The organism is Dermatobacter hominis, assembly GCF_020715685.1.
In the GTDB taxonomy this organism is placed as follows: Bacteria; Actinomycetota; Acidimicrobiia; order Acidimicrobiales; family Microtrichaceae; genus Dermatobacter; species Dermatobacter hominis.
The window spans coordinates 769636-786414 of the sequence record NZ_CP085840.1 but is presented as its reverse complement, the minus strand read 5'-3'; the positions used below and the strand labels follow the sequence as shown (position 1 = coordinate 786414).

General features: G+C 72.7%; 13 protein-coding genes. 8 read left to right on the top strand and 5 right to left on the bottom strand.

Annotated features, from left to right (window positions below; translation table 11 throughout):
• Positions 1 to 165 precede the first annotated feature (165 nt).
• From LH044_RS03695 to LH044_RS03675, 5 genes are all read left to right on the top strand, one after another.
• Positions 166 to 1764, top strand: a complete 1599-nt coding sequence (locus LH044_RS03695) for an AMP-binding protein (protein WP_374210588.1) — start codon at positions 166 to 168, stop codon at positions 1762 to 1764.
• Positions 1765 to 1780: 16 nt separating this feature from the next.
• Complete coding sequence (locus tag LH044_RS03690; RefSeq protein WP_227758452.1) at positions 1781 to 2359, top strand: carboxymuconolactone decarboxylase family protein; 579 nt, start codon at positions 1781 to 1783, stop codon at positions 2357 to 2359.
• A 203-nt stretch (positions 2360 to 2562) separates the two neighbouring features.
• Entirely contained in the window at positions 2563 to 3867 is a 1305-nt protein-coding gene (locus tag LH044_RS03685) for an aromatic ring-hydroxylating oxygenase subunit alpha (protein WP_227758451.1), read from the top strand.
• 17 nt (positions 3868 to 3884) lie between these two features.
• Positions 3885 to 4265, top strand: coding sequence for a hypothetical protein (locus LH044_RS03680; protein WP_227758450.1), 381 nt, complete (start codon positions 3885 to 3887; stop codon positions 4263 to 4265).
• A gap of 69 nt (positions 4266 to 4334) precedes the next feature.
• Complete coding sequence (locus LH044_RS03675; protein WP_227758449.1) at positions 4335 to 5021, top strand: TetR/AcrR family transcriptional regulator; 687 nt, start codon at positions 4335 to 4337, stop codon at positions 5019 to 5021.
• A gap of 70 nt (positions 5022 to 5091) precedes the next feature.
• On the opposite strand, the gene LH044_RS03670 is transcribed toward LH044_RS03675, so the two are convergent.
• The gene (locus LH044_RS03670; RefSeq protein ID WP_227758448.1) at positions 5092 to 6300 is read right to left on the bottom strand and encodes a metal-dependent hydrolase family protein; all 1209 of its coding nucleotides are present in this window, start codon (positions 6298 to 6300) and stop codon (positions 5092 to 5094) included.
• Positions 6301 to 6551: 251 nt separating this feature from the next.
• On the opposite strand from LH044_RS03670, the gene LH044_RS03665 reads away from it, so the two are divergent.
• The 3 genes from LH044_RS03665 to LH044_RS03655 are packed head-to-tail and all read left to right on the top strand — an operon-like array spanning position 6552 to position 10088.
• Complete coding sequence (locus LH044_RS03665; protein ID WP_227758447.1) at positions 6552 to 7910, top strand: LLM class flavin-dependent oxidoreductase; 1359 nt, start codon at positions 6552 to 6554, stop codon at positions 7908 to 7910.
• Between the two features lie 8 nt (positions 7911 to 7918).
• Positions 7919 to 9118 (top strand): CaiB/BaiF CoA transferase family protein, encoded by a 1200-nt coding sequence (locus tag LH044_RS03660; protein WP_227758446.1) that lies wholly within the window; start codon positions 7919 to 7921, stop codon positions 9116 to 9118.
• Between the two features lie 37 nt (positions 9119 to 9155).
• On the top strand, positions 9156 to 10088 hold the full coding sequence (locus LH044_RS03655) for an HpcH/HpaI aldolase/citrate lyase family protein (protein WP_227758445.1): 933 nt from the start codon (positions 9156 to 9158) through the stop codon (positions 10086 to 10088).
• Positions 10089 to 10095: 7 nt separating this feature from the next.
• Here LH044_RS03655 and LH044_RS03650 read toward each other — a convergent pair whose 3' ends face one another.
• The 4 genes from LH044_RS03650 to LH044_RS03635 form a co-directional block, all read right to left on the bottom strand.
• Entirely contained in the window at positions 10096 to 10926 is an 831-nt protein-coding gene (locus LH044_RS03650; RefSeq protein WP_227758444.1) for an ABC transporter ATP-binding protein, read from the bottom strand.
• 73 nt (positions 10927 to 10999) lie between these two features.
• The gene (locus tag LH044_RS03645) at positions 11000 to 13729 is read right to left on the bottom strand and encodes a branched-chain amino acid ABC transporter permease/ATP-binding protein (RefSeq protein WP_227758443.1); all 2730 of its coding nucleotides are present in this window, start codon (positions 13727 to 13729) and stop codon (positions 11000 to 11002) included.
• 64 nt (positions 13730 to 13793) lie between these two features.
• Positions 13794 to 15026: an ABC transporter substrate-binding protein gene (locus LH044_RS03640; protein WP_227758442.1), complete on the bottom strand. Its 1233-nt coding sequence runs from the start codon at positions 15024 to 15026 to the stop codon at positions 13794 to 13796.
• A 295-nt stretch (positions 15027 to 15321) separates the two neighbouring features.
• A complete protein-coding gene (locus LH044_RS03635) occupies positions 15322 to 16593 on the bottom strand; it encodes an amidohydrolase family protein (RefSeq protein WP_374210530.1) in 1272 nt (423 codons plus the stop codon).
• Between the last annotated feature and the right edge of the window lie 186 nt (positions 16594 to 16779).

Here is a 16779-nt window from a genome sequence, read left to right as displayed (position 1 = left end):
TGGCAGCGGGTCCTCCCGGGACTAGGTTCGCCGGTCGACGCGGGGATCGCGACCCCGGGCCGCACGCCCGTGGCCCGTGCTCGAGCGGTCGCACCCGAGGGGGACAGCGCGCATGAGGGGGCAGCCATCGTGACGGTGCAGGACGTGCAGGAGCGGGGCTGGGGGCTGCGGTCGGTGCCCGAGGAGCTCGCGGCGGGCTACCGCCGCGAGGGCCACTGGCAGGGCCGGACGCTCGGTCGGGTGGTGGCCGACGGCCTCGGCGGCATGGGCGACGCCACCTTCGCCGTGCACTCCGCGGTGCGGCCGTGGCGCGGGACCTTCGCCGACGTGGACCGGGCGGCGCGCGCCTTCGCGGCCGGGCTGCGGGCCCGCGGCGTCGGCCCCGGCGACGTCGTCGTCGTGCAGCTGCCCAACTGGGTCGAGGCCGGCATCGCCTTCTGGGGCGCGCTCTACCTGGGTGCCGTCGTCGTGCCGGTCGTGCACTTCTACGGCGCTCGCGAGGTCGACCACATCGTCGGCGTCACGCAGCCGGCCGCGGTCGTGGCGGCCGAGTCGTTCGGCCACGTCGACCACCTCGCCACCTACGCCGACGTGCTCGAGCGCCACCCGGTGCCGAGCTGGATCGTCGTCGGCGACGGCCCGTCGTCCTCGCTGCCGGCCGGGGCGACGCCGTTCGCCGACGTGCTCGACGCCGCGCCGCTCGAGGAGCCGGCCGACGTCGACCCCGCCGGGCCGGCGCTCATCGGGTTCACCTCGGGCACCACCCAGCACCCGAAGGGCGTCGTCCACTCCCACGACACGCTCGGCTTCGAGGCCCGGCAGCTCGACTCGATGTTCCCGGTCGGCGGCCCCGACCCGATCACGGGCGCGCCGGTCGGGCACTTCATCGGCATGCTCAACGCGTTCATCGTGCCGCTGCTGCGGTGGCGGCCCGTCCACCTGCTCGACGTCTGGGATCCCGGCACGGTGCTGCGCCTGATGATCGACGAGGACCTCGGCATGTCGGGCGGGGCGACGTACTTCCTCACCAGCCTGCTCGACCACCCCGACCTCACCGCCGAGCACCTCCGGCACATGCCGTTCGCCGGCCTGGGCGGATCGCCCGTCCCCGAGGCGGTCACCGAGCGGGCCCGCGACCTGGGCATCACGACCTTCCGCTCCTACGGGAGCACCGAGCACCCGTCGATCACCGGCTGCACGATCGACGAGCCCGAGGACAAGCGCCTCCGGACCGACGGCCGGGCGCTGCAGGCGGTCGAGGTGCGTCTGGACGAGGACGGCCAGATCCTCAGCCGCGGTCCCGACCTGTTCATCGGCTACACGGACCCCGAGCTGACGGCGCAGGCCGTCGACGACGACGGCTGGTACCACACCGGCGACATCGGCCGGATGGACGACGAGGGCTACCTGACGATCACGGACCGGATCTCCGACGTGATCATCCGCGGCGGCGAGAACATCAGCGCCCGCGAGGTCGAGGAGCTGGTCGCCGGCATCGACGGCGTCGCCGAGGTCAGCGTCGTCGCCGCACCGGACGCCCGGCTGGGGGAGCGGGCCGCCGTGGTCGTGCTCCTGCGGCCGGGCCACGACGCCCCGTCGCTCGACGCCGTGCGGGCGCACCTCGACGGCGCCGGCCTCGCGCGGCAGAAGTGGCCCGAGTCGATCCACGTCGTCGAGGAGATGCCACGCACGCCCTCGGGCAAGGTCCAGAAGTTCGTCCTGCGCGAGCGCCTCCGGTCCGGGGCGCTCGGGGCGGCGGGCTGAGGCCGCGGCGGACGACGTGGCTCGACTCGACCCGATCCCGCCCGAGCAGTGGCCCCCGGCCATGCGCGACGCGCTGGCCGCGCTGCGCCCCCCGGCGCCCACGCACCCGTTCCCACCGCGGCGCGACGACCGGCCGAAGGGCCTCAACATCCTGGGCACGCTCGCCCACCACCCGCGCCTCACGACCGCGTACCACACGTTCAACGGGCAGGTGCAGTTCGGGACGACGCTCACCCAGCGCCAGCGGGAGCTCCTCGTGCTGCGCGTGGCCGTCGTCCGGGACTGCGAGTACGAGTGGGCGCAGCACGCCGTGATCGCGGTCGACGTCGGCCTCGGCGACGACGAGGTGGCGCGGGTGGCCGAGGGCCCCGACGCAACGGGTTGGGACCCTCTCGAGGCCGCGCTCCTGCGCGCCGTCGACGAGCTGGTCGCGGATGCCCGCATCTCGGACGCGACCTGGGAGGTGCTCGCCGCGTCGCTCGACGCGCCGCAGCTGATGGACGTGATCTTCACGGTGGGGGCGTACGAGACGCTGGCCATGCTCATCCGCTCGGCCGGCACCGAGCTCGACGACGACCTCCGCCGCGACGGCTGACCCGGGCCGCGCCGGCGCAAGCAACAGCAGCGCAGCTCAGCACCCACACGGGCCAGCACCCCCACCGGACAGCACCCCACGAGACAGCACCCACGAAGACAGCGTGAGGTGACGGTGGCGTTCGAAGGCGGAAACGCGGTTCTCATCAGCCGAGAGGTGTGCTACCGTCGCCCGGGTACGCCGATCTGGCAGGAGCGACGCGCATGGCACACTTCCCGAAGCCGGCCGACGGGAGCTGGACCGAGGCCCACCCCGAGCTGGGGACGGGTCCGGTCTCCTACGAGGACTCGATCTCGCCCGAGCACTACGAGCTGGAGCGCGACGCGATCTTCCGCCGCACGTGGCTGAACGTGGGGCGGGTCGAGCAGCTGCCCCGCACCGGCAGCTACTTCACCCGGGAGATCGACGCCGCCCGCACGTCGGTCGTCGTGGTGCGGACCGCCGACGGCGGCGTCCGCGCCTTCCACAACATCTGCCGCCACCGCGGCAACAAGCTCGTGTGGAACGACTTCCCGAAGGAGGAGACCTCCGGGACGTGCCGCCAGTTCACGTGCAAGTACCACGGCTGGCGCTACGGCCTCGAGGGCGACCTCACCTTCGTCCAGCAGGAGGAGGAGTTCTTCGACCTCGACAAGGCCGACTACGGCCTGGTCCCGGTCCAGTGCGAGGTGTGGGAGGGGTTCGTGTTCGTGAACCTCGACCCCGACAACACGACCTCGGCGAGCGAGTACCTGGGGGAGATCGGCGCCGGCCTCGTCGGCTACCCCTTCGACCGCATGACCCAGGTGCACAAGTACCGGGCCGAGGTCGGGAGCAACTGGAAGCTGTTCATCGACGCCTTCGCCGAGTTCTACCACGCACCCGTCCTGCACGCGAAGCAGGCGGTCGCCGAGGAGTCGCGCAAGCTCGCGGGCTACGGCTACGAGGCGCTCTCGTACGAGATCGACGGTCCGCACGGCATGGTCTCGTCGTGGGGCGGCATGTCGCCGCCGAAGGACCTCGGCATGGTCAAGCCCGTGGAGCGGGTCCTCCGCAGCGGCCTCTTCGGCCCGTGGGACCGGCCCGACATCGGCCTCGAGCTCGACGAGCTGCCGCCCGGCCTCAACCCGGCCCGCAGCCCCGCCTGGGGCGTGGACAGCTTCGTGTTCTTCCCGAACTTCATGCTGCTGGTGTGGGCGCCCAACTGGTACCTGACCTACCACTACTGGCCGACCTCGCACCGCACGCACATCTTCGAGGGGACGCTCTACTTCGTGCCGCCGACGACCGCCCGGGAGCGCTTGGCGCAGGAGCTCGCCGCGGTGACGTTCAAGGAGTACGCGCTGCAGGACGGCAACACGCTCGAGGCGACCCAGACGATGCTCGAGTCCCGTGCGGTCACCGAGTTCCCGCTGAACGACCAGGAGGTGCTCCTGCGCCACCTCCACAAGACCGCCCGCGACCACGTCGCCGACTTCCAGGCGCGCGAGCGCTCGGTGAGCTCGGTCCGGATCCCGGCCGCGTCGTGACCGGAGGAGCACCGACGATGACGACCCCGACCGCCGACCCGGCCCCCCAGTCCGACCCAGCACAGCAGTCCGACCCGGTCCTGCCGCCCGAGTTCGCCGACCTCGAGCCGTACGCCGACTGGGCGCTGCGCACCGAGGCCGAGCGCTACGCCAAGCGGCTGGCCAGCTCGATGGACGAGCTCCAGGCGTTCTACGACGCCGCCTTCCCGCGGCTCGAGGACGCGATCGCGCACTGCGACGGGTACGGGCTCGACGCCCTCCCCGAGGACGCCGAGCGCCTGCTGTGGCTGTGCTACTCGCTCGTGAACGCCTCGTTCCCCGTCGAGGTCTGGCGCCAGCCCCGTGTCCCCGACAGCGGGGCGGCATCGATGGACGTCGTCGTCGAACCGGCCGTGTGACCCGGGTCCGGCCGGCGTCAGCGGTGGGCGAGAACGGTCCTCTCGCCCGGCGTGGGTAGCCTTGCCGCCATGGCGAACGAGCGCGCGGCCGAGACGGCGACCTGGCGGGAGATGGCCGTGGCGAGGTCGCTCGACCCGGCACGGGCCCGGGCCGAGGAGCGGGTGCAGCGCTTCCTCGACGCCGCCATGGCGCTCATGCAGGCGTCACCGGACCGCGAGTTCACGGTGCAGGAGGTCGTGGAGCGCTCCGGCCAGTCGCTGCGGAGCTTCTACCAGTACTTCGCCGGCAAGCACGAGCTGCTGCTGGCGATGTTCGAGGAGTCGGTCCGCAGCGCCGCGGAGCAGGTGGTCGCCCGGGTCGAGGGCACCGAGGACCCGCTCGAGCGGCTGCACCTCTTCACGAGCGAGTACTACCGGATCTGCCGGCCGAGCGGCGGGGGCAAGGGCACGGCGAACGCCGCGTCGGTCATGGCCGATTTCGCCCAGCAGCTGCTGACCAAGCACCCCGACGAGGCGGCCAAGGCGTTCGCCCCGCTCGTGTCGGCGTACGAGGACATGCTCGACGACGCGGCGGCGGCGGGGTCGATCCGCCCGGGGCTCGACCACCGCCGGATCACCGGCGTCGTGCTGCAGGCGGTCATGTTCAACACGTTCGCCGACACGATCAGCGCCTCGTCGGTGCGCCCCGCCGAGCCGGCGGCCGAGGGCCTGTGGGAGCTCCTGCTCGACGGGCTCGGCGTCGGACCCCGGACCTAGTCGCTCCGCGACGCCCGTCGGCGTTCGGCGGCCCCGGCCCCGACCCCACCGGGGCGCTCGCCCGGCCCGCTCAGCCGGTCGCGGTGTCGTCGCGGAACGTGACGCCGTCCTTCATCACGAACCGGACGCGCTCGGTGGCGGTGATGTCGGCGAGCGGATCGCCCTCGACCGCGATCACGTCGGCCAGCAGGCCCGGCGCCAGCCGGCCGCGGTCCTGGACGTCGATGAGGTCGGCCGCGACCGTCGTCGCGGCCCGGAGCGCCTGCGCCGGCGTCATCCCGCGGTCGACCAGGGCGATCAGCTCCCTGGCGTTGCGACCGTGGGGGATGGCGGGCGCATCGGTGCCGCACGCGACCATGACGCCCCGCTCGATCGCCGCGCTCACCGTGCGCTTGGCCTGCGGGAACACCTCGGCCGCCTTGGCCTGCAGCTCCGGTGCGGCGCGCGAGACGTCCATCCCGTCGGCGAGGTAGGTGGTCGGGACGAGGAAGGTGCCGGCGTCGATCATCATCTGCATGGTCTCCTCGGACATGAGCGAGCCGTGCTCGATGCAGTCGATGCCGACCTCGATCGCGGTCCGGATGCCGTCGTCGCCGTGGGCGTGAGCGGCGACGCGCAGCCCGGCGCGGTGGGCCTCGTCGACGACGGTCGCCAGCTCCTCCCGCGAGTACTGCTGCGCGCCCGCCGGACCCGTGTGGGACATGATCCCGCCGGAGGCGCACACCTTGATGAGCCGTGCGCCGTACTTGATCTGGTAGCGGACCGCGCGCCGCACCTGGTCGACGCCGTCGGCCACGCCCTCCTCGACGGTCAGCGGCAGGACGTGCGGCCCGAGGGCCTGGAACATCGTCGGCTCGAGGTGGCCGCCGGTCGGGCTGATGGCGTGGCCGGCGGGCACGATGCGGGGCCCGTCGATCCAGCCCCGGTCGACCGCCTTCATCAGCGCGACGTCGAGGAGGATCCCGCCGGTCTGCACGAACAGACCCAGGTTGCGCACGGTGGTGAAGCCCGAGCGCAGCGTCCGCCGGCAGTTGGCGACGGCCCGCAGCAGCTTCACCGCCGGGTCGTCCTGCACCGCGACCAGGGGGCTCTCGTGGTCGGGGCCGCCCATGACGAGGTTCACCTCCATGTCCATGAGCCCGGGCAGCAGCGTGACGTCGCCGAGGTGGACCTCGACCGTGCCGTCGGGGACGGTGCCGGGGCTGACGTCGACGATGCGCCCGGCCTCGACCAGGAGGTCGCCGGGTTCGACGAGCGTGCCGGCGTCGACGTCGACCATGCGGGCGGCGCGCAGTCGGACGGGTGGGCCGGGATCGCGACGACGTGGCACTGGGTCCTCCGGTTCCGCAGCGACGCGCCTGCGCCGGTGCGGAGAACGAGGTTATCGCGAGCGGAGAGCGTCGGTAGGCGAGGACGACAACGCGGGTGCAGCGGACCCGCCGTGCTGCTACTGTGCTTCTACCAGGACGGAAACGGCGTTCTCGCAGCGATGCCGCCCGGGGCGGCCGCAGGGGACGGAAGGGAGCCACCATGACCGACCGTGCCGGCACGTCCCGTGGGGCCATGTCGCTCGTCGCCTTCATGCAGGCCGGCAACGTGACCGTGTACTCGGGGTCGTGGCGCCACCCCGCGACCGACCACGGGTTCCTCGACCAGCGCTACTACCAGCAGCTCGGGCGGGTCCTGGAGCAGGGCTGCTTCGACATGATGTTCTTCGACGACCGCCTCGCCATGCCCGGCATCTACGGCGGGTCGGTGGCCGAGGCGGTCCGGTTGGGGGCACGGCCGGTGAAGCTCGACCTCAGCGTGGTGCTCGGGCTGATCGCCGGCGTGACCGAGCGCATCGGCCTGGGCGCGACGTACTCGACCACCTACTACTCGCCGTACCACGTGGCCCGGACGTTCGCGACGCTCGACCACCTCACCGGTGGCCGGGCGGCGTGGAACGTGGTCACCTCGGTCAACGACGGGGAGGCGCAGAACTTCGGTGTCGACGCCATCCTCGACCACAACGCCCGCTACGACCGCGCCGACGAGTTCCTCGAGGCCACGACCGGGCTGTGGGACACCTGGGACGACGACGCGCTGGTCCTCGACCGCGCCGGCGGCACGTTCGCCGACCCCGACAAGGTCCACGAGCTCGGCCACCACGGGGAGTGGTTCGACGTCAGGGGTCCGCTCACCGTGCCGCGCACCCCCCAGGGCCGACCGGTGCTCCTGCAGGCCGGCTCGTCGGGCCGCGGTCGCGACTTCGCGGCGCGCTGGGCGGAGCTCATCTTCACCGGGGATCCCGACGTCGACATCGCCCGCACGCACTACAAGGACCAGAAGGATCGCATCGCCGAGCTCGGCCGCGACCCCGACGCCGTGCGCATGCTGCCGATGGCGTACACGGTGGTGGGCGAGTCGCGGGCCCAGGCCGAGGAGCGCGAGCAGGTGTTCCTCAACGACCTCGTCGACCCCACCGCGTCGCTCACGCTCCTGTCGGAGCTGATGAACCACGACTTCTCCACGCTGCCGCTCGACGCCGAGATCACCGACGAGCTGATCGAGTCGGTGTCGGGCATCCGGGGCCTCGTCCAGAACCTGCGCCAGCACATCGGCGATCGCGTCACCCTCGCCGACCTCGCCGGCCACCGCGCCACGCTGCTGCAGGGACCCCGGTTCGTCGGGACCGGCGCGGACGTCGCCGACCAGATGGAGGAGTGGTTCACGACCGGCGCGTGCGACGGCTTCGTGATCGCCGCGACCCACACGCCCGGTGCCTACGAGGACGTCGTCCGGATGGTGGTGCCGGAGCTGCAGCGCCGCGGCCTGTTCCGCGAGCGGTACGAGGGCACGACGCTGCGGGACCACCTCGGCCTGGAGCGCCCGGCGGCGCGGGGCTGAGCGCGACCGTGGGCGCCGGCGGACCGCTGTCGGGGGTGCGGGTGATCGAGGCCGCCACGCTCGCGGCCGGTCCGATGGTCGGCACCCAGCTCGGAGAGTTCGGCGCCGAGGTGATCAAGGTCGAACCGCCGGGCTCGGGCGACCCCATGCGCACCTGGGGCGTCCGCAAGGACGGCATCGGGCTGATGTGGAAGAGCGTCACCCGGGGCAAGCGCTGCGTCACGCTCGACCTCCGCCGGGACGACGGGCAGCGGCTGTTCCACCGCCTGCTCGGAGTCGCCGACGTGCTCGTCGTCGGCAACCGACCGAGCGCGCTCCGCCGGTGGGGCATCGACTGGGAGTCGGTGCACGCCGCGCACCCCGACGTCGTCATGTGCCACGTGAGCGGGTACGGCGGCGGCGGCCCTGCGGCCGACCGACCGGGCTACGGCACGCTCGCCGAGGCGATGAGCGGGTTCGCCCACCTCACCGGCCAGGCCGACGGGCCGCCCACGCTCCCGCCGTTCATGCTCGCCGACGGGGTGGCGTCGCTCGCCGCCGCGGTCGCCGTCGTGGCCGCGCTCTACCACCGGGACGTCGGTGGCGGCAGCGGCCAGCTCGTCGACGTCAACCTGGTCGAGCCCCTGGCCCGGCTCATGGAGTGGAACACGCTCGCCGTCGACCAGCTCGGCATCGTCCCGCGCCGGTCCGGCAACCGCCTGGACGCCAGCGCGCCGCGCAACGCGTACCGCACGTCGGACGACCGCTGGCTCGCGCTCTCGAGCGCCTCGCCCAGCGTCGCCGTCCGCGTCTACCGGGCGATCGGCCGGACCGACCTGGCCGAGGACCCCGACTACGTCGACCCGATCCGACGCCAGGAGCGCGCCGCCGAGGTCGACGACCTGGTGGCGGCATGGGTCCGGACCCGCACGCTCGACGAGGCGATGTCGACGTTCCTCGCCGCCGACGTCGCGGCCGCGCCGGTCTACGACGGGCGCCAGCTGCTCGACGACGAGCACCTGGCGGCCCGGGGGACGTTCGTGCGCGTCGACGACGACGACCTCGGCCCGGTGCGGGTCCAGGCGCCGGTGGCCCGGATGAGCGCGACGCCCGGCGTGGTGGGGCGCCTCGGCCCCGCCCTCGGCGCCGACAACGACGACGTCTACGGCTCGCTCCTGGGCCTGGACGAGCAGGAGCGAGCCGCCCTCGTGGAGGACGGCGTCATCTGACCCGCGCTGCGGCGCGGACCGGCCCGAGGAGGTCCCGGTGCGACGAACCCGGATCCGACGAGCGGAGCTCGCCACGCCGGCGAGCAACGAGCGGATGTGCGAGAAGGCGGCCTCGTCGGGCGCGGACCTCGTGTTCCTCGACCTCGAGGACGCGTGCGCCCCGTCGGCGAAGGAGGCGGCACGGGCCACCGCGGTCGCCGCGCTGCGGGAGCTGGACTGGGGCCGCACGGTGCGCGCCGTCCGCATCAACGGGATCGACACCCCGTGGTGCCACGACGACGTCGTCGAGGTCGTGACCGGTGCGGGCGAGCACCTCGACGTCCTCATCGTCCCGAAGGCCCGGTCGGCCCGGGACGTGTGGTGGGTCGACGTGCTGCTCACGCAGCTCGAGGCCAAGCTGCGCACCGATCACCGCGTCGGCCTCGAGGTGCTGATCGAGGAGTCGGCGGGCCTCGCCGACGCCGCCGCCATCGCCCGGTCGAGCCCACGGCTCGAGGCGATCATCTTCGGCGCCGGCGACCTGTCGGCGTCGCAGCGGGCGCGGGTCGACGGCAACTTCGAGCCGGTGGGGGAGTACCCCGGCGACTTCTGGCACTTCGCCCGGGCGCAGGTCCTGACCGCGGCGCGGGCGGCGGGCATCGACGCCATCGACGCGCCGTACCCCGCGTACCAGGACCCGGACGGCTACCGGCGCGCCGCGCAGCACGCCAGCCTCCTCGGCTTCGACGGGAAGTGGGCGATCCACCCCGGACAGGTCCCCATCGCGCACGAGGTGTTCGCGCCGACGGAGGACGAGGTGGCGGCGGCGCGGCTGGCGATCGAGGACTACCGGGCGTCGGAGGCCGACGGGGTCGGTGCGATCGGCCGCGACGGCCGGCTGGTCGACGCCGCCCACATGCGCCTGGCCGAGAACACGCTGGCCAAGGCCGCGCTCGCCGCACCCGACGGGGCGGCCGGCCCGCCCTCGTAGACGGCGGTCAGCCGTTCGGGTTCGAGCCCACCTGGGGTGCGGCGTGGCCGTCGCTGCGCCCGTCGAGCGGCTCGTGGGCGGCGGCCGGACCGGCGGGCGCGAACGACGTGGCGCCGTCGCCGGACGGTACGGCGTCGCCCGTGTCGTCGAAGTACGCGCGCTCGACGCGGTCGTCGTGGCGCAGCGATTCGGCACGGTCCCGGAGGACGACCTGACCGTGGTTGAGCACGATCGCCTCGTCCGCGACCTCGAGCGACAGCTTCACGTGCTGCTCGACGAGCACGATGGCCGTCCCGTGCTCCGCCGCGATGGCTCGGACGGCCTGGAACAGCGACTCGACGACGAGCGGCGCGAGCCCCATGCTCATCTCGTCGATCAGGAGGACCTTCGGCTCCTGGATCAGGGCACGAGCCATCGCGAGCATCTGCTGCTCGCCGCCCGAGAGCGCGCCGGCCGAGACCTTCCAGCGCCGTTCGAGCGCCGGGAACGTGGACAGCATGTCGCGAGGGGTCGGCCCCCCACGCCGTCGGGGGACCGCGAGGTTCTGCTCCACCGTGAGCGACGTGAAGAGGCACCGGTTGTCGGGCACCAGGACGACGCCGTGGCGGTTGGCCTGGGTCGCGCTGGCGTTGCGGAGCTCGACGCCGTCCACCGACACCGAGCCGGCACGGGCCGGCAGGAGCCCGGCGAGGGTCAGCAGCAGCGTGGTCTTGCCGGCGCCGTTCGGGCCGAGGAGCGTGAGGACCTGCCCGGCGTCGACGTCGAGGTCGAGGTCGCGCAGGACGGTGATCGTCTCCCGGGCGGCGGTGAGGTTCCGGCACTCGAGTCGGGCCGTCACGCGACCACCTCCCGGGGGCTGGGCGTGCGGACGGCCACCACGCCCGGGGCGCGGCGCTCGAGCGGTCGCCGGCTCACGCCGGGACCTCCGACTCGTCGTGCACCCCGCCGAGGTACGCCTCGGCGACCATGCGGTCGTTGCGGATCTCCTCGGGGGTCCCGGCCGCGATCACCGCGCCGAAGTCGAGGACGATGATCCGCTGGCAGACGCCGAGCACGAGCGACACGTCGTGGTCGACGAGCAGCACGCCCGTCCCGGCATCGGCGATGTGGCGGATGCGGTCGCTCAGCTGCAGGCGCTCGGCGCGGTCCAACCCGGCCGCCGGCTCGTCCAGGAGCAGCACGCGGGGGTTCGTGACGCACGCCCGGGCGATTGAGACGAGCTGGCGCTCGCCCTGGCTCAGGTCGCCCGCGGCCCGCGCCCGCAGTCCGGAGATCCCGGCCTGCACGAGGGCGGCGGTGATCGCGTCGCCGCGCTCGCCCGGCGGGAGCCCTTCGGCGGCGACGCTCACGTTCTCCTCGACCGACAGGTCATCGTACAGCTCGAGCGACTGGAACGTGCGGGCGATGCCGCGCCGGACGCGCACGTGGGGCGGCATCCTCGACACGTCGGCATCGCCGAGCCGGACCGACCCGTCCGCCCGTGCGAACCCGGTGACGGCGTCGATCACGCTGGTCTTGCCGGCGCCGTTGGGGCCGATCAGCCCGACGACGGATCCCGGGGGGACGTCGAACGAGACGTGGCTGACGGCGGTGACCCCGCCGTAGTGCACGGAGAGGTCGCCGACCACGAGCTCCGCGGGGCCCGCCGTGCGGCGCGGCTCGACCGGGGTGACGAGGTCGATGGCGGTCGGGGCGGTCGGCTCGGCCGCGGTGGCCGTCCGGCGCAGGTGGAGTCGCTCGGCCAGCTTGTGGCCGAACAGCGCCAGCCCCTCGGGGTTGGTGATCAGGGTCACGACCAGGAGGGCACCGGTGATCACGTCGTACCAGCCGCCGAGCTCGAAGATGCGGCCCATGAGGAAGAACACGATGCCGGCGCTGGCGAGGATGCCTGCGAGCACACCGCCCCAGACCGACGTGATGCCGGCGAGGTAGACGGTGGCGAGCAGCGCCAGCCCGCCCAGCGCGGTGAACGACTCGAACGTGACCGTGGTCCGGCGGTACGCCATCAGGCACCCCCCGAGCCCGGCGATGAACGAGCTGATCGCGAACGTGATCACCTTGACGCGGGTGACGTTCACGCCCACGCCGGCGGCGGAGCGCTCGTTGGCCCGGATGGCGAGCATGGCCGAGCCGAGCGCGCTGCGGCGCAGCAGCGCGACGCCCAGGGCGACGCCGACCAGCGTCACGAGGCAGAGCAGGCCGAACTCGATCCGGGGGAACGCGGCGCCGACGCCCACGCCCAGGTCGATGCCGAACAGGCTCGGCGGCTCGATGTTCGCCCCCGAGGTGCCGACGATGTCGGTGTTGCGGAACCACACCGCTTCGATCGCGTAGGCGAGCGCGAGGGTCACCACGCCGAGGGCGACGCCGCGGAGGCGGAGGGCCGGGAGGCCGACCAGCACGCCGACCACCGTGGCCACGAGCGCAGCGACGATCGGCGCGATCGGGAACGGCAGGTCCCAGGTGGTGGTGACGGCGCTGAGGGTGAACGCCGCGGCGCCGGCGAAGGCGAGCTGGGCCAGCGAGACCTGCCCGGCGTAGCCGGTGACGACGACGAGGGACAGGGCGATGACGCCGGCGATCATCGAGGCGATCACGGCCGCCCGCCACTCGCCGGAGGTCGCGACGAGCGCGATCACCCCGACGGCGGTGCCGGCGACGGTGCACGTGAGCAGCGACCGGGGCCGCGGGGCCCGGCCGAGCGGCTGGCGCACGAGCCCCGACCGGGCGGGCATGTCGCGCCCGGCGACGAGCAGGGCGATGATGATGACGATCAGCGGCACGAGCTCGGCACCGCCGGTCGCGGGCATCCAGTCGTAGTTGGACATGGACGTGGCCTCGGACTGCAGCATGCCGATCCCGAGCCCGGCGACGGCCGCGACCAGCAGGTACTCGAATCGGCCGATCACCGCGGCGGCCAGCGCCGGGACCACGAAGAGCGTGTAGGTGATCGGCGTGAGCGGGCTCAGCGGTGCGATGAGGATGCCGGCGATGCCCGCGACCACCGCGCTGATGACCCAGTTGGCGAGCGCGATCCGGTCGGGGGAGATGCGGCTGATGTACGCACCGGTCTGGGACTCCGCCGCAGCCCGGGTGAGCAGCCCGAAGCGGGTGAACCGGTACGCCGCCGCCAGCAGCAGCGTCAGCGCCAGCACGGTGACGGCGAGGTAGAAGCGATCGGACAGGACCCCGACGGATCCCAGCTCCCACCGCTCCGAGCGGAACAGCGGCGCCACGCTGATCGGCGCCGTGCCGAAGCGGGTGGCGAGGGTGCCCTGGAGCACCACGAGCACCCCGAGGCTGGCGACCGCCTTGGCCAGCTGCGGCGCGTTGCGCATGGGTCGGAAGACCAACAGGTGGAGCAGGGCCCCGATCGCGCCGGCGATGGCGAGCGCGATCAGCGCGGACGACGCGAAGTTGAGCGGCGCCCCCACGTCGACCGAGCGGGGCAGCCCGGGCACGATCAGCAGGAGCTCGCCCTTCCGCAGCCCGGCGTAGATGTAGGCGGCGGTCAGCGAGATGGCGCCGGTCGCGAAGTTGACCACGCCGGAGCTCCGGTACGTGATGACCAGCGCGACGGCCAGGGCCGCGAACACGCCGCCGTTGCCGATGCCGAGGAGGAGGTTGCCCAGGTGGTTCACGACGACTCCGGCGGGGCCGGGGAGCGGGCTCCCCGGCCCCGGAAGGGACGGTAGGTGGTCCGGCTCAGCCCGCCACGGCTTCGCCGACCGAGTAGCTGGACGGGTTCCCCTCGCCGTCGAGCTGCGCCTGCAGGACCTGCGCGGTGCAGACCGCCGGCGTCGCCGGGTTGGCCTTGCCGTTGCACTGGTACTCGATGCCGCCGGCGCCCGGCATCAGGGACTTGTCCATCGCCTTGATGGTGGTGTTGACGGACTCGGCGGTGACGTCGCCGTCGAGCTTCTCGAGTGCGGTCAGGAACGACATCATCGAGACCCACGCGTTCATCGGGATGCTGTCGTTGGGCTCGGTGCCCGGCGCGTACTTCTCCATCGTCGCCTTGTAGAGCTGGTAGCCCTCGTCCTCCTCGGCGCCGACGGTCGAGGTGGCCGTGATGTACATCCCTTCGAGGACCGACGGGTCCACGGCCTCGCGGGTGGCGTCGGTGATGCACTGCGTGACGGCCGTGATGTCGCCCTCGTACCCGACGGCCTTCAGGCCGTTGAACGCCGCGATGCAGAACGAGTCGTTGCCGACGACCTGCACGACGCCGGCGCCGCTGTCCTTCACCTGCTGCATCTGCGGGGTCATGTCCGCGGTGCCGATCGGCACCTTGATCAGGTCGTACTCGAGGCCGGCGGCATCGAGCATCTGCGGCGCCGCCTCGTCGAACGCCTCCAGGGCCTGCGGCACGTCGATCACGACGAACGCCACCTTGTCGGTGTCGTTCTGCTCGGCGACGGTGACCGGCAGCGTGAAGAGCGTGCCGTAGCCGTTCGAGAGGTTGTACGTGCTGTCGGGGTCGGTGAGGGGACCCTCGCCGCTCGCGGCCAGGAACATCACCGGGACCTTCGCCTCGTGCAGCGGCTTCCAGATGTCGGCGGCCACGGCGGACTGGCCGACGACCACGCCGACGACGCCCTCCGTGACCATCTTGTTGGCGCAGTCCGTGGCGCCGGTCGGCTCGCCCTTGGTCTCGCACGTGACGGTCTCGACCTCGTGCCCGGCCAGTCCGCCCTTGTACTCGTTCCAGTAGTCGGACGCGGCCTTGGCGGCGACCAGCTCGGACGTGTTGTCGAACGCCTGGGTGGCGCCGTCGGAGACGACGCCGACCTTCACGGGGTCGCCCGTGGCGGGGTCGGGGGTGCCGAGGATGTCGTCGGAGCTCCCGCCGCCCGAGTCGGAGGACGTGGTGCTGGATCCGGAGTCGGCGGCCTTGTCGTCCGCGCAGGCCGCGGCGCCGAGGCTCAGCGCGGTCACGGCGGCGAGTGCAAGTGTGAGTCGACGGAACGTCCGTCGATCGCGAGATCGGACTGGTCGCATGGTCCCCCCGGTGGTCGGTCGTCGGTCGACGACGCTGTCCATCGCTGTCATGTGGTGTGATCGCCGGGCACTGGGCCCGAGGTGTGGCAAGTGTCGCAGTTCCGTTCCCCCCGGACGGCCCTGCCCGCACCCGGTGTCCCCCTGGGTGGGACGGCCGATGAGAACGGCGATACCGTAGCGCGAGAACGAGGTTGCGGCCCGTGGATCGGCGGCGTCCGCGCCCGGGCGACGGTCAGAAGACCCCGACGCCGGCTGCCTCGTTGCGCTGCTTCCACTCGGCCCGCGACATCCGGGTCACGTCGACGTCGGTCGCCTGCGCCCGCAGGGCGCCGACCGTGGCGTCCTCGCGCGCGGTGTGGGCGAACGGGTCCCAGTCGAAGAAGCGGCAGGCGTTCTGCCAGGTGATCTGGTGGATCTCGTCCTCGGTGCAGTTCGCGTCCTGGAGCTCCTTCCAGGAGAACTCGGGCGACTCGGGCCAGGTCGTGTCGGTGTGCGGGTAGTCGCACTCCCACGCGATGTTGTCGAGTCCGATCCGGTCGCGCAGGAGGAGCCCTGAGGGGTCGGTGATGTAGCAGCAGAGGAAGTGCTCGCGGAACACCTCGGACGGCAGCTTGCCGCCGAACTCCGTGCCGTCGTGCAGCCACGACTGGTTGGTCCAGTGGCGGTCGATCCGGTCGAGGTAGAAGGGCACCCAGCCGATGCCGCCCTCCGACAGGGCGATCCGCAGGTCGGGGAACGCCCGGAGCGTCGGGCCGAACAGCAGGTCCTGGGCGGTGATGGCGGCGATCTGCGTGGCGAGCACCATGAGGTGGTCGACCGGTGCCTCCGGCGGCCGGCGGATCACCTCGAAGCCGGCCCCGATGTGCAGCGACAGCACCTGGTTGGTGTCGCAGATGGCCTGGAGCATCGGGTCCCAGTGGCCCGACATGAAGCTCGGGAGGCCGTACACGTGGGGCGTCTCGAGGAAGCTGATCGAGCGGCAGCCCTTGTCGCCCAGGCGGCGGACCTCCTCGGCGGCGACCTCGGGGTCCCAGTTCGGGACCATGCCGAGCGGGATGAACCGACCGGGGTACTCGGCGCACCACTCGTCGATGACCCAGTCGTTGTAGGCCTTCATCATGATGAGGGCGACGTCCTTGTCCTCGCCCTCGTTGAAGGTCCGGGCGCTGAAGCCGGCCATCGTCGGGAAGTTGAGCGAGGCGAGCACGCCGTTCGCGTCCATGTCCCGGACGCGCTGGTGGACGTCGAAGCAGCCGGGGCGGAGCTCGGAGTAGGAGCCCGGGTTGAAGCCCCACTCCTCACGGGGCCAGCCGACCGTGGCGGCCATGCCGAACGGGGTCGACGTCGCGGAGCCCTGGAAGTGCCACTCGTCGACGCCGTTCTCGTTGCGCACCACCTTGGGCGCCTGGTCGAGCCACTTGGCGGGCACGTGGTGCTCGAACAGGTCCGGCGGCTCGATCATGTGGTCGTCGATGCTGACCAGGATCATGTCGTCCATCTGCACGGCTCTGCCTCCTGTCGGTGCGCAGCCCCCCTGTGCACGTGCCGCGATCGTAGTGGGCGAGCGTTCACTCGGCTCTCGCCGTCCCTGTGGGTGGGACGCCCAGCCGCCCTCCGTCGGCGAACGTGGGGATGGTCGTTCGCCGAGCGATCCGTCGTCCCCGGGTTTGGCGACGGGGCCGTGTCGGGG